Annotated in this window: 13 protein-coding genes; 7 read left to right on the top strand and 6 right to left on the bottom strand. The window is 56.1% G+C overall.

Annotation, left to right across the window (positions count from 1 at the left end):
• The first annotated feature begins 3 nt into the window (after nt 1–3).
• From HQL76_11710 to csrA, 5 genes are all read left to right on the top strand, one after another.
• A complete protein-coding gene (locus HQL76_11710) occupies nt 4–1104 on the top strand; it encodes a flagellar basal body P-ring protein FlgI (protein ID MBF0109831.1) in 1101 nt (366 codons plus the stop codon).
• On the top strand, nt 1101–1547 hold the full coding sequence (locus HQL76_11705) for a rod-binding protein (protein MBF0109830.1): 447 nt from the start codon (nt 1101–1103) through the stop codon (nt 1545–1547). Before HQL76_11710 ends, HQL76_11705 begins: the two co-directional genes overlap by 4 nt.
• A 126-nt stretch (nt 1548–1673) precedes the next feature.
• The gene (gene flgM, locus HQL76_11700) at nt 1674–1985 is read left to right on the top strand and encodes a flagellar biosynthesis anti-sigma factor FlgM (protein ID MBF0109829.1); all 312 of its coding nucleotides are present in this window, start codon (nt 1674–1676) and stop codon (nt 1983–1985) included.
• 8 nt (nt 1986–1993) lie between these two features.
• A complete protein-coding gene (locus HQL76_11695; protein ID MBF0109828.1) occupies nt 1994–2524 on the top strand; it encodes a flagellar protein FlgN in 531 nt (176 codons plus the stop codon).
• Between the two features lie 273 nt (nt 2525–2797).
• Nucleotides 2798–3034, top strand: coding sequence for a carbon storage regulator CsrA (csrA, locus tag HQL76_11690; GenBank protein ID MBF0109827.1), 237 nt, complete (start codon nt 2798–2800; stop codon nt 3032–3034).
• Between the two features lie 26 nt (nt 3035–3060).
• Here csrA and HQL76_11685 read toward each other — a convergent pair whose 3' ends face one another.
• The 3 genes from HQL76_11685 to HQL76_11675 are packed head-to-tail and all read right to left on the bottom strand — an operon-like array spanning nt 3061 to nt 6757.
• A complete protein-coding gene (locus tag HQL76_11685; GenBank protein ID MBF0109826.1) occupies nt 3061–4104 on the bottom strand; it encodes a DUF1016 family protein in 1044 nt (347 codons plus the stop codon).
• A 3-nt stretch (nt 4105–4107) separates the two neighbouring features.
• Nucleotides 4108–5721, bottom strand: a complete 1614-nt coding sequence (locus tag HQL76_11680; GenBank protein ID MBF0109825.1) for an ABC transporter ATP-binding protein — start codon at nt 5719–5721, stop codon at nt 4108–4110.
• Between the two features lie 7 nt (nt 5722–5728).
• On the bottom strand, nt 5729–6757 hold the full coding sequence (locus HQL76_11675; protein MBF0109824.1) for an ABC transporter permease: 1029 nt from the start codon (nt 6755–6757) through the stop codon (nt 5729–5731).
• A 311-nt stretch (nt 6758–7068) separates the two neighbouring features.
• Between HQL76_11675 and HQL76_11670 the strand changes: the two genes are divergently transcribed.
• Nucleotides 7069–7281, top strand: coding sequence for a hypothetical protein (locus HQL76_11670; GenBank protein ID MBF0109823.1), 213 nt, complete (start codon nt 7069–7071; stop codon nt 7279–7281).
• 278 nt (nt 7282–7559) lie between these two features.
• Here the strand turns inward: HQL76_11670 and HQL76_11665 are convergent, their stop codons facing one another.
• Nucleotides 7560–9080 (bottom strand): DUF4080 domain-containing protein, encoded by a 1521-nt coding sequence (locus HQL76_11665; GenBank protein ID MBF0109822.1) that lies wholly within the window; start codon nt 9078–9080, stop codon nt 7560–7562.
• Nucleotides 9081–9085: 5 nt separating this feature from the next.
• Between HQL76_11665 and HQL76_11660 the strand changes: the two genes are divergently transcribed.
• Nucleotides 9086–10726, top strand: a complete 1641-nt coding sequence (locus HQL76_11660) for a tetratricopeptide repeat protein (GenBank protein MBF0109821.1) — start codon at nt 9086–9088, stop codon at nt 10724–10726.
• A 57-nt stretch (nt 10727–10783) separates the two neighbouring features.
• Here the strand turns inward: HQL76_11660 and HQL76_11655 are convergent, their stop codons facing one another.
• Together HQL76_11655 and HQL76_11650 are read right to left on the bottom strand one after the other, a co-directional pair.
• Nucleotides 10784–13003, bottom strand: coding sequence for a hypothetical protein (locus tag HQL76_11655; protein ID MBF0109820.1), 2220 nt, complete (start codon nt 13001–13003; stop codon nt 10784–10786).
• Between the two features lie 2 nt (nt 13004–13005).
• Nucleotides 13006–13653, bottom strand: coding sequence for a hypothetical protein (locus tag HQL76_11650; GenBank protein MBF0109819.1), 648 nt, complete (start codon nt 13651–13653; stop codon nt 13006–13008).
• Nucleotides 13654–13727 lie beyond the last annotated feature (74 nt).

Genomic DNA, 13727 nt, shown 5'->3' with positions numbered 1-13727 from the left:
CCCATGAAACCGAGAACACTTCTGTCGTGGATTTTGCTCCTGCTGTTGCCGCTCCTTTGGATGGAAACCGCCCAGGCGGCCCGGCTCAAGGATGTCGTCGATATCGAGGGGGTGCGGGACAACCCCCTCACCGGCTTTGGTCTGGTGGTTGGCCTGAGCGGCACCGGCGACAGCAGCGCCGTCTTCACCAATCAATCCCTGCGGGTCATGTTGGAACGGCTCGGCATCTCGATGGAAGAGGCGAGTCGCATGGCCAACGTCGCCTCGGTGATGGTCACCGCGACCATGCCGCCCTTCGCGCGCCAGGGATCGCGCCTCGATGTCACCCTGTCTTCGGTCGGCGATGCCAAATCGTTGCAGGGAGGGACCCTGATCATGACGCCGCTCAAGGGGGCGGATGGGCGGGTTTATGCCGTCGCCCAGGGTGGGGTCATCCTGGGAGGATCCTTCGCCGCCGGGGCCAATCAGACGCAGCAGAAAAACCATCCGACCGTGGCCCGCATCGCGGGCGGGGCCATCATCGAACGTGAAATTCCCTTCGCCCTGAACCGCGAAAACACCCTGCAACTTTCCCTGAGAAATCCCGACTTCACCACCGCCAACCGCGTCGTGACCAGCATCAACGAAATGCTGGGTGGAACCCCTGCCAGCGCCATCGACTCGGGAACCATCGAACTGGTCATTCCTCCGAACTATCAGGGAAAGATGGTCGGCCTGATTTCGCGCATGGAAAACCTTCAGGTCGAACCCGATCAGCCGGCGCGGGTGGTCGTCAACGAACGGACAGGGACCATCGTCATGGGAGAGAACGTGCGTGTTTCCACGGTCGCCCTGGCCCACGGCAACCTGAGCATCAAGGTGACTGAAAATCCCACCGTCAGCCAACCGGGTCCCCTGAGCGGCGGCGATACGGCGATCGTTCCCAACACCGACGTGCAAATGCAGGAGGCGGATGCCCGCGTCATCCAGATGAACCAGGGCGTCACCCTCGGCGACCTGGTGCGCAATCTGAACAAGATTGGCGTCACCCCCCGTGATCTGATCACCATTCTGCAATCCATCAAGGCAGCCGGGGCCCTTCAGGCCGAACTGGAGATCCTGTGAGTCAACCCATTGCCGATTCCCGTCTCGCTCCGACCGCCACCACGCCGCGGTTGACCACCCTTTCTCCCAGGGACGAACAACGTCTGCGTGCCGCCGCCGCCGATTTTGAATCGCTCTTCATCAAGCAGATGCTTTCCAGCATGCGCAAAACCATCCCCAAGGATGAGACTGGCGAAGGGCTGATCCGTGAAAGCCAGGGGGAGAAAATATTTCGTGATATGTTGGACGGCGAGTATGCTAATATGATGAGCCAGAGGAGTGGGCGCGGAATGGGCCTCGGCGAGATGATGTTCCAGCAATTGATCAAACGCTACCAGCTCCAGGCGGCAGGATCCGGCGGTCCATCTCCGGTCACACAGGCTGCGGCGGAGGTCCAAAGACTGCGGTCGGAGGCCGGTTCCATTCAGGCAACTCAGTTTGGACCAAAAAATGCATCAAAATAACGACAATGAGCCGATTCGGCGGGTCATCGGAGCGATGAACGTCAAAGCATCAAAATTTTGACGCAAGCCCCGTCCGATCGTCCAACACCACGCGACTCGACCGCGGGTCGAAAGATGAGGGATTCCATGGTCACCAAAATCAAGAGTTCCGATGGCAACCGTCTCAACCGCATCACCGGTCGCAGAATTTCGGGAGCCAGGGGCAAGGGGGCGGCGCGGACCACCGCATCCAACCGCCAGGACGATGTTGCCGTTTCGCGGATCTCCCGGACCATCAACATGGCCGACGAGGTGGCCCATACCGCCCCGAACATACGTGCGGCGGTGGTTGCTCCCATACGCGAGGCGATCGCCAATGGCCAATACCAGGTCGATAGCGTTGCCGTGGCGGACAAAATACTGCGTCATGTGTTGCAGGAACGCAGAAAGGTGATGTAATCGTCGCCATGGCCGCCTCCCGATCCGACGCGCACCACATCCACAAGGCGGAGTTGGAACATCTTGTGAAAGTGGTCGCCCCCCTGGTGGAACTTTACAAGAACCTGACCCGCCTTCTCGAACAGGAACGGGTTGCCCTGGAACAACGCAACCCCGAGGCGATGGAACACTTGGCGCTCCAGATCGGGAGGGTTCTGGAAGAAATCCAGGCCGGTGATCGCCTGCGACAGAAAATCACGCGGCAACTCGGGGCGAAACTGGGGTTGGCGGGAGACCGGCTCAACCTGATGTCTCTGGATCAGTCACTGGGAGGAAATACCGGCCTTCTCACCCTGCGCGAACGACTGAAGACGGAAATCGACAAGGCGGACAAGACAAACCGGCACAATCAAGCCGCCTTCAAGGGGGTTCTGGCGGCGACCGAATCGATTTTGCGGGCTGTCAAGGAAAGCACCCAGGGACCGGTCGCCTCCTACAATCGCAGAGGGGGGCGTCATGCCTCGGGGTCACGATTTCATTTCATCTCCAAACAATTGTAGCCCCCCCGGCGGCGCTCTGGACGCGGCCTGCGGGAGAAGACGAACATTGGAGATCCGGTTTTGCGAATGGCGCTTGAACCATCGATGGCGTTTGAGACGCGCCCGATACGGCGTTGGGTCTTGTTTCATCAGCACGGGGCACAGGATGTGGCCTGAAAGCCTGTCACTCATGGAATGCTTTCGTCAATGCCTCCACACCATGACCTCCCCGGCAACGGCGATTCTGCCGCGGTTTTTCCCACTGGCACAAGTTTTGACGCGGGGACGTGAACCATGTTGATTTTGACACGGAGAATCGGTGAAAGCCTGAACATTGGCGACGACATCAAGATCACCCTTCTGGGGATCAAGGGCAATCAGGTGCGCATTGGCATCGAGGCGCCGCGCGATGTCCAGGTACACCGCGAGGAAATCTACGACAAGATCAAACGTGAAACCCGAAAGGCCAACCGGCGCATGCCCGATTCGGTCCTGGATCAGGCCTCCCGTATCCTTTCCGGCGGCAACTGATCCGGCGCTTCCGGAGGAGGAAAAGATCAAGAATGTTCCCCGGCATCGGATTCTCCGGAAAGGGCTTTCTCGATGGCCTCGATGCTGGGCAGACTGGTTTGCAACTCGGCGGGCAGGGCGGCCATCAGTTGGTATTCGGCAATGCCGATGGGCTGGGTGGAATCGCGCAAGGCGTACTCCGCCACCACCTTGTTCTTGCTCTTGCACAGCAGCAAACCGATGGTCGGATTGTCGTGTTGCGACTTCATTTCGCCGTCCACGGCGCTGAGGTAGAAACCAAGTTGGCCGGTGTGTTCCGGTTTGAAGGCTCCTGCTTTGAGTTCGATCACCACATAACAACGCAGCTTCAGATGGTAGAAAAGCAGATCGATGAAAAAATCCTCGCCCCCCACTTCCAGGTGAACCTGCCGTCCGACGAATGCAAAACCTGCCCCCAGTTCCAAAAGAAAATCGGTGATATGTCTGACGATCGCTTCCTCGATGGCCCGTTCCTGGGCCTCGTTGCCTACTCCAAGGAAGTCGAAAAGGTAGGGATCCTTGAGTGATTCACGCACCAAGTCCGATTGGTGTTCAGGAAGACGAAACGCAAAATTGCTGATGGCCTGCCCCTCCCGTTCCAACAAACGTCGTTCGATGTGGATGGTCAACACATTACGCGACCAACCATGCGCCATGGCGCGGCGGGCATAGGCCAAACGAAGCTCGGGCGTTTTAAGTTTGGTGATCAATACCAGATTGTGTCCCCAGGGCAACTGTCCAACAGCCTGTTGGACAATTTCCGGATCGGGCCAAGCCTCGGCGAAAGCGCGCATGTACAAAAGGTTGGCCCGGGAAAATCCCTTCATTTGCGGAAAGGCGGTACGCAGGTCCTGGGCCAGCCGGTCGATGACCTTGGCGCCCCATCCTTCACGTCCCTGCCGTGCCAGGATGTCCTGACCGATCCGCCAGTAGAGCAGCACCAATTCCCGGTTGACCGCCAACGAAGCCCGTTGCTGGGCTTCGTGGATGCGATTTTTGAGTTCGGCGAGCCAGAGCGCATAGTCGGAGGGCAGGGGGACGATGTCGGGCAAGGTTCAGTCCTTTTCCATGGTCTCCGCCGACAGGTCCAGGGCGGCCCGCAACAGGTTTTTCGTGTAGGGATGGCGTGGCGCCTGAAACAATTGCCGGGTTGGTCCCTCTTCCACGACCTTGCCCTGGTGGAGGACCATGACACGATGTGACATGGCGCGAATGACCCGCAGATCATGGGAAATGAATAGAAAGGAGAGTTGGTGGCGCTGTTGCAGACCTTTCAGGAGGTTCAATATTTGCGCCTGGACCGTCAGATCGAGGGCGCTGGTGGGTTCATCGAGCACCAGGAGGCTCGGGTTGAGGACCATGGCGCGGGCGATGGCGATTCTCTGTCGCTGGCCCCCGGAAAACTGATGTGGATAACGATCTAGAACCTTGGAATCGAGTCCCACTTCCTTGACCATCGACAATACCTTCTGGCGACGCTGAACGGGATCGTCCTTTGCCTCGTGGATGATCAAACCTTCCTCCAGGATGCGTCCCACCGTCCACCGGGGAGAAAGCGAGGAGAAGGGGTCCTGGAAGACCACCTGGATCCGGCGGCGCATGTGCCTGAGCGCGGCGCGATTGAGTGAAAACAGATCGACCCCGTCGAACTCCAGAGTTCCTCCGCCATCGTTGAGGCGCAGGATCAATTCTCCAAGCGTCGTTTTGCCACTGCCCGATTCTCCCACCACCCCCAGGGTTTCACCGCGACCGATGGTCAGGGACACGTCATCGACCGCCTTGATCAGCCCCACCGTTTGCCGGAACACTCCTTTTTTCACCGGGAAATGGCACGTCAGATGGCTGGCGCGAAGGAGCGGGGCCGGATGGGATGGGGCGACGGGACCTTCGGCATCGGGAAGGCTCTGGATCAGTTTTTGGGTATAAGGGTCACGGGGGGCCTGAAAGATTGTCGCGGTGGTTCCCTGTTCCACGATCCGTCCCGCATGCATGACCACCACCCGCGAGGCGACCTTGCGTACCATGTGCAGGTCATGGGAAATGAGCAACAAGGCCATTCCGAACCGTTTCTGGATCGACGCGAGCAGGTCGAGGATCTGGGCCTGGATGGTGACATCCAGGGCGGTTGTCGGCTCGTCGGCGATCAGGAGGGCGGGTTTTCGTGCCAGGGCCATGGCGATCATCACCCGTTGACGTTGCCCACCCGACAGTTGATGGGGATAGGCGTCCAGATGGTATTGGGGATTGGCAATTCCGGTCAGGTCGAGCAGATTGGCCGCCGCGTCGCGCAATGAGCCGACCTCCATGTCGGGGTTGCGTTCCATGTTTTCCGACAACTGCCGAAAAATCGGCATCACCGGATTGAGGGCAGTCATGGGTTCCTGGAAAATCATGCCGATTCCGCCGCCGCGGATCCGCATCAGTTCGTGTTCCGTCAGGGTTTCCAGGGAGACCCCCTGAAAACGGATCCTGGCCGCCGTCAATCGGGCCGAAGGGGGCAGCAGACGCAGGAGGGACAAAGCGGCCAAGGTTTTGCCACTTCCCGACTCTCCCACCAATCCGAGCGTTTCTCCTGGGGCGATCGCGAAGGAAACGCCATCCACCGCCCGAACCGCCGCATCGCCGAAGGTGACGGAAAGATCGCTGACTTCCAACAACCATGAATCCATGCCTTGATCACTCCTTGCCGGGATCCATGGCATCGCGCAGGGCCTCGCCGATAAAATTGAGGAGCAGCATCATGCCGACCAGGACGACGAAGGCGGCCAGGGAAAGCCACCAGGCATCGATGTTGGCCTTGCCCTGGGCGAGGAGTTCACCCAGACTGGGGGTTGCGGGGGGGACGCCCAATCCCAGGAAATCAAGGCTGGTCAAGGCGAGGATGGCGCCGGAAATCCGAAACGGCAAGAAGGTGATGACCGGGGTCAGGGCATTGGGCAGGACATGGCGGAACATGATCGAGGCATCTGCGGCCCCCAGGGCCCGCGCCGATTTGACATAGACCTGATTGCGCGCCCGCAGAAATTCGGCCCGGACATAATCGGCCAGGCCCATCCAGCCGAACAGCGACAGCAAGGTCACCAGCAGCCAGACGCCCGGTTCGAACAGGCTGGCGAAGATGAGCAGCAGATACAGTTCCGGCATGCTGCCCCACACCTCCATGAACCGTTGCAGCACAAGATCGACCCGCCCCCCGAAGTACCCCTGAATCGCCCCCGCGAAAATCCCGACCACGACACCGATGAAGGTCAAGGTCAGGGCGAACAGCACCGACAGGCGAAAGCCATAGATCAAACGCGCCAGGACATCCCGGGCGCGATCATCGGTTCCCAGAAGGTTGACGGCATCGGGCGGGGATGGGGCAGGGCGGGCCAGACGGGAATTGATCGAATCGAAACTGTGTGGATTGAGCGGAAAGAGCATCCAGTTGCCGTTGGTCGTCAGGGTTTCGAGCAGAAAAGGATCCTTGTAGTCCGCTTCGGTCTCGAAAAATCCACCGAACTCCGTTTCGGGATAGCTTTGAAAAAGGGGAAAATACAATCGACCCTGATAATTCAGGAGGATCGGTTTGTCGTTGGCGATCAACTCCGCCCCCAGGGAAAGGAGGAACAGAATCGAAAACAGCCACAGTGACACAAGGCCCCGTCGATGGGCCTTGAATCGCCGCCAACGTTGCCGGGCTATGGGTGAGAAGGAGAAGGCCATGGGAGCGACATTATAGGGCAACTGGGTCGGCGAACGGAAGGTGTCCCTGATCGCCGCCATTCATGACCGGAAAAATTCTTTTTCTAATTTCCATTGCCAATGAATTGCCCCGTCATCGATGCATTTCCAGTGCCGAAAACAAGTTTACTCCAGGCGATTTTTTTTTGTCTCTCTCCTCAAGGAGTTACCCTTTCTCCACCCGTTTTTCGCCCGTGGCATGCGCGAATTTTCGGGCAATGGCGACCATACTCTGCTAGGATCCTTTCCTTCGAAATCGGAACATGGACCAACTTAAGAGGAGGTTGAGAACCATGGAAAACTTCAATAAAAATAGCGGCTTGATCAAAAACCACGATGCGATTGCCAGCCATCCGTGCCCGCTTCACGTCTCCATCGCGACCGATGAAACATCATCCGACCGTGATGAAACGGTCCGTTTGCTTTCTCTGTCTTTCAATACCAGACTCTCTGCCAGCGACCTGAACCGTCTCCTGAAAATCGTTTCCGCCAACGATATTTCCTGAGGGTCATCGGTGGTCCAGTGCAACCCATGTTATCGAAAGTTTGAACATCTTATGTTTATACATGTTTCTAATTTTTATTATATGAAGTTTATTCCAGTATGAATTTTTTCAATTCTGTTCCGACAGATCGTTGTTTCTCCGCCCCTCTGTTGCTCGTTTTTGCCATCGTGCATTCAGATTTTCTCTTGTCGTCGCCATCCGCTCGTATGATGTTCTCCAGATGAGTGTCGTTCCATGGGTGAATCTAGTGACAGTATATTCTTTGTAACTGCCGGCGATCAGTCCGGTTGTCCGGAGCGTCCATCCATTTCCCAGACCGGGTCTTCCCCGTATCCGCAAACCTTCCAGTCCTGTTGCAGGATCGGATGGGCCGTGTCGGGATCCAGTTTCAAGGATTGGATCAAACCCTGGGCCATCAATCGGAACAATCGTGGCAGGGCGATCCGGTGGGTTTGCCGGGTGGTGGCGAACAACCAGTCGGAAAGGGTCAGGAATGAGGCGAACGGGGTTTTCTGGCCACGCAGCCAGTCGATGAAATGGGGAAAGCGGCCTGAATTTCCGATCAGGTCCCAATAGCGTGCGAACCGGCGCAATCGCTGCATGGTGGCGAAATCGATCTGGTCGTTTTCAAGAATGTCGTAGGGGGGGCAGGGATTGAAGGTGATGTGCTTGAGGTCATCGCGACGTGCCAGGGCGGTTCCGTGCAATCGTTTGAGCAGACCGACCTGAATTTCGTGGGGTTGGAGACGCAGCAATCGATCGAAGCCCTGGGCCATCGAGGGCAGCGATTCTCCGGGCAGGCCCAGAATCAGGTCGGTGTGCAGGTGGACCTGGGTATGGGTGCGGAGCCAGGAAAGGGTTTTGTCGGCGCTGTTGTTGTTCTGGCGGCGTTGGATGTGACGGTGGGTGGTGGCATTGAAGGTTTGCAGACCGATTTCCAGTTGCACGGTCCCTTTTGGGAACAGGGCCAGTCGGTCTTTCAGGGGTCGGGGCAGATGTCCGGGAAGCATTTCGAAGTGCAAGAACAGCTCGGGGGAGAGGCGTTCGAGGAAAAAATCGAGGATGGCCAGGGCATGGGCGCTGTTCAGATTGAAGGAGCGATCGACAAACTTGAACTGTCGCGCCCCGCGGTCGAGCAGGTTTTCCATGGCGTCGAGAAAACGGTCGATGGGAACCTGTCGCATGGGGGCATCGTTGGCCGAAAGGCAGAAGATGCAGCCGCATGGACAACCCCGGCAGGCCTCGACGTAGGTGAACCGGTGTTTAATATCCTGGACATCGTAGAGTCCATAGGGGAGGATTGCCTGGGAAAGATCGATGGGTGGCGCGACGATCCGTTTGTTTGCGGGTGGTTGGATCCGGCGGTTGGCGCGGTGTTGGCGGCACAGGTCGCGAAAGATCCATTCGCCCTCGCCGGCGACGCGCAGGTCGGCGGGGGCGTGCCAGGCGGCGTTGTCGGGGGCGTAACCCGCCTCGGGTCCGCCCAGGATCAGAAGTGTTTCGGGGGCGATGGCTTTCAGGATTTCCAGGAGTTGCGCCACCGGTTCCACGTTCCAGACGTAGACCCCGATGCCGATGATGGCGGGACGATGGTGCAGAAGGCTTTCGGCAATATCGACCGGACGGTCATGGATGTCGAATTCCATGATGCGACAGTCGGGGGCGAGTTCTTCAAGATTGGCCTTGAGGCAACGCAAGCCCAGGGCGGTATGACGATAACGGGCGTTGAGGGTGGTGAGGAGGATGCCACCCGGATTCATGGGGACAGACCGTGTCGCGGTGGCATCGAACATGGACATGACGGATGTTGAACCTCAATTGGATGATCGTTCTTGTCGTTACCGGATTTTTGCTGGCGATGGGGGTGATTGTCATCGCCTGGCGCCGCTTGAACCAAAAGCCGGTCGAGGCCCAGGATTGGAAGCGAAACCGGGCCGAAACATTGTGGAAGGATGCGGTTGATCTGCAATCCAGGGGCAGTTTTGCCAAGGCCCTGGAAAAATGGAATCAGTCTGCCTTCATGGAATCCGACAGTTCCAAACCGCGTCCCGGTTTTCTCGGTCAGGTCCACAACGAACTGGGATATTGCTGTTTCCGCCTGGGTCGATTCAAGGAATCGGAGGAAAATTTTACCCGTGCGCTGTCTTTTTTCAGGAAAAACAGTGTTTGGGCAACCTTTGATATTGCATTCACCCTGAACAATTATGCCCTGTTGTGTCTGGAGACGGGTCGTCAGGATCGGGCGATGAAGATGATCCGGCGATCCATGAAGATTTTCTCCTCGGGCCTTGGGGAGCGAGCGCCGCAGATGGTGCATGTGCTCAACAATCTGGCCCGGGCGCATCTGCGGACCGGTGCCTACGGCAAGGCCCTTGAAGTTTTGGGACGGGCCCGGGACATCGCCCTGCATTCCTTGTTGCCCAATTATCCTGAAACCTTGCTGGCCAAGGAACTTTTGGCCGAAACCCACCAGCAGTTGGGCAATCTTGACGAAGCCGAGCGGTTGTTGCAGGAGGTGGTGGCCTCCACCCGGGCGTTGCACGGTCCGGACCATCCGGGAGTTCTTCCGGCGCTGAACGCCTTGGGGCGGTTTTATCTGCGCAAGGGATTCCATGAAAAATCGGAAGGGCTCCATGAATGTATGCTTGGCATCGTTCGCGATCATTTTGGTCCAGGGCATTTGTTCGTCGGCGAATTTTTAAATCAATTTTCCTGTTTGAAAATGAAAATTGACCGTATTTCCGCAGCGCGGGAGATGGTGGAGGAGGGACGTTCCATTCTGGAACGGGTGGACAAACCGGCGCACCCTGCATTTTTGATCAACATTTATTTGCGAATGTGGCTGGCCGTTCATGATGATGATTGGCAACAGGGAATAAAATTGTTGCGTCAGGGGATGATTCTATTGCAGATCAGGGAATTATCCTGGATGCAAACCAGTTTTTCCCATTTGGCGCTGCGGTTGCTGGTTCGGATGGGGAAACTGGATGGGGCGGTTTTCCTTGGCAAGCTGGGGGTTCGAGTGATGTTGGAGGAAAAGGAGAATGCAGGTCACGGGCATGGGGCGCCGGGATGGCTTTTGCCGCCATCGGAGTATCCCCTTTGGATCGATCTGGGACGGATCCTGCGTGGCCAGGGACGTCTTTTCGAGGCCCAGGCCTTGGGCGCATGGTTGCCCAGGGATCGGAAGGTGATTTCATCGTTGCACGGAAAGATTCTTGAATACCTGAAGACAGGTTGGCAAAAGACGGAACAGGAACAGGTCTGGGAGGATGCGGTGGCGGAGTGGCGACGACAGGTCGCCCAGGTGTTCTATCCCGAGGTCACGGCGGAAGAAGGGAAGAAAGCCCAACCGGTACAACCGGCGCAACGATTGAAGGATGAAGGGGTGATGCGACCGGTCGAGGAACATCTGGATCGGGTTGTTGGTTTGTTGATAAATTGATAATCAAAAACCCTTTGGGTAGGTTTATTGGTTATTGCTTGATAATCATACTGAATATTATGACGACCCAAGATTGATAATGGCTTTGCGGACCTGAGTGATCTCTGGATCGTCCGTTTGCCGCGTCAGCAATTCACGAGCGCGCCGAATACGGACAAAGGGTGCGTTTTGTCCGGAGGCAGGCTTCGTAAAGGACGCCTCAAGAAATTTCAGCCTGTCAAGTTCATCACGAATGTTTGGCCATCGATCATCCTCCAGCAGTTTTCCCGCACTGTCGTCTTTTGCCATACGAATCCATCCCTGGCGAATGATCACGCGGCAAAGCCGTTCAAAGTAGTCAAGGTATTCGTTGTAAAAATGTTCTTGCGTGCCATTCCGTGCCTTTTCCTGGCCGGGTTTCTGTTTTTCGATCCATTTCGACATATCCTCGTTGGGTAATTTCCGCGATCGTCCGTGTTCATCGATGGAAAGGGAGTGTGGATCGGGAAATGAGTCTGGCAGACGTGTCTGCATGTCGGCGACAAGACTTGTGACCGAGCTGTTCTCAAAATGGATTTGCGAAAGATCCGCGCCACGGGCATCCAGGTATGAAATGCCAACATGTGCAAGACGGCACGAAGGCAGGGTCCCGCGCAGAAGCACGTCACCGAACCAGATGTTTTCGATGAGGCACGTCTTGGACGCAGGTTTGGCGGTTGCCGGAAGCGCCGCAAGAAGAATGGCGGCAATGTTTTGCCTGCTGCGGTCCGCGAACCCGTGATCCGCGAGCAATCTTATTGCACCATCGCGGAAACGGATCACGTCATCGGGAAAGGCGCTTGAGGCAATATCGTGAAATATGTCGAGGAAGTCGATACCGATGACATTGCGGCGCAAGGATTTGGGACGTTCGCAACCTGTCGCCAGGAGGGACAGATAGGCAAGGCCCAGGAAATAATCCTGGACTTGGGAATGTGGGAAGCGGCGATTTTCGTTGTTTCCCTCTCTTTCAAGAAGGGGAAACGATTGCACCCTGTGGCGCAGGGATCGGAGGACATCCTCTGGGACATGATCTTTGAATACCAGTTCCAGAATGAGAACAAGGTTGTCTTGATCGATGGATTCGCTTTCGCAATCTGCCATATCCCGGGCGACTTCAATGAAAAAGGCGGATAATCGCTCTTTTATTTTATCTGTTTGTTCCGGGCTGGTATTCGTTCTGGCGAGTATTTTTGCTTCGCGTTCAAGAATGGAATCGATCAATGAGCGAAGCGGAAAAGAAAGAAAGAAGCCGCATTCTTCTTCGTTTTTTAATTTTTTGTTGATTTCGCTGATGAAAAAAGGACGCAAGGTGTAGGATCCCTCTTCGAGAAGGTTGTCCATGTCCTTGATTTTGCTTTTGTCCCATCCCTGAGACCCAAGCCATTCCCTGGCTTCGTCCGCCCTCAGATGGCGCAGATGAACGGCCGAGATGACGGAGGAATTCAGACCAATCGGCGCATTCTTGACCGTTTCGACATCGATGAACGTATCGCGACCGGCCAGCAGTAAGGTGCCGCCCGCGCAGTCCTTGATGAACTCCCCGAGCGTCCCCCATGCCGTATTATAGCCATTGGGATCGGCCATTTCATCGAATCCATCGATGGCGACCTGAATCAAACCATGCCGAACCAGTATTGGAACCTGGAAGTAGGTCAGGCGCAGTCGCAGGAATTGAAGTGTGCCGGCGATGACATCGTTCAAGGAGGTCAATTGTTTTCCACGACTCTGAACATGCAGGATCGGCGGTGGCGAACCGGCGCTGAAACCCATGACTCGATCATGACATAATCTTCTGATCAGGTGGGTTTTGCCGATCCCGGCGGGACCGTCAATGACAAGTGCCCGAACCGGCGATCCCGGTGGAGCCGTGTTGTTCAGCCAGCTTTTGATGGCGTCAAGAAGGTTTGTGTCTGTTTCGGTTCCATCCGTTGCGAGTTCACCTATGATTGGAAGATGTGCAGCAGTGTCTTCGATATAGGGGAACTCCGTTTTCAACAGCGTTTTCTGCACTTCCGTGAAACGCCTCAGATCGCCGAAAGAAGGTGAGGCGAGCAATCCTTTGTACGTGTTGTGGCGAACTTCGTTCCCGTCACGACGTTCAATGACGGATCCTTCTCGGGTATCGAGGGTAAGCTGAACAGGGGCACCATATTGATGGAACCTGATGATTATATTGTTTCCATTGAGGACGGAATCAGGCTGTGAATCAAGATCCGCAAACAGGCCAAGTTCCTTCAGGAAGGCATCTTTATCCATTTTCAGGACTCCATCTTCGAGAATATTCCGTTCAGGTTCAGATGTCCGTTATTGTCTCTCTTGCGGAGAATAATGGTGCGCCCGCCCTTTTCCTTGGACCACTTTTCCGCCACAAATACCGCAGGAACAAGGTCATCGTCCTCGGCCATGACGATTCGCCATGAGTCTGATTCGAAACGTGCTGCGTGGAGAAGATCGCAGGCGAGCGCGGTGTCTACCATTTTTTCACGTTTTTCACCTTTCGCGTCGCTGCGTAATGTATCCGGAAGATGAATTCCCAATCGTTTGTGTTTTCTGTGATCGAATGCGTCGGCAAGCGTGTCGCCAAAGGGACGGGACCAGTCGAAACGGACATTGGATCGTTTTCTGGGGACCAATTCGTCTTTGATGAGGTTGCCAAGAGCGATGCGATGCTTCGTCATTGTCAGTCCCTGATACCATCCATGGTAAATGCGCATGACAACGTGAAATAGGGAATTTTGATCCATTCCTGTCAAAAGGGATGCAAGTTTCTCGGAAACGTAGTCGATCGTTTTCTCTGCTTGGCGATCAGGATGTTTTTGATTCGACTGACCCGCATTATGGAACTGGGAGTTCCAATCCACAAAGGCGGTTACGTTGATTCTGTTGAGCATCGCTGGATTTTTCATTTTTTGTCAAGGTGGACGCACGATCATTGAGTCTGTGACGATCTGCCAACGCATGTAATGTCAAAGGAAATCGT

This window comes from Magnetococcales bacterium (assembly GCA_015228815.1).
Classification (GTDB): domain Bacteria; phylum Pseudomonadota; class Magnetococcia; order Magnetococcales; family UBA8363; genus UBA8363.
The sequence above is the reverse complement of the archived record's forward strand: the minus strand, read 5'-3'. Positions and strand labels throughout refer to the sequence as shown.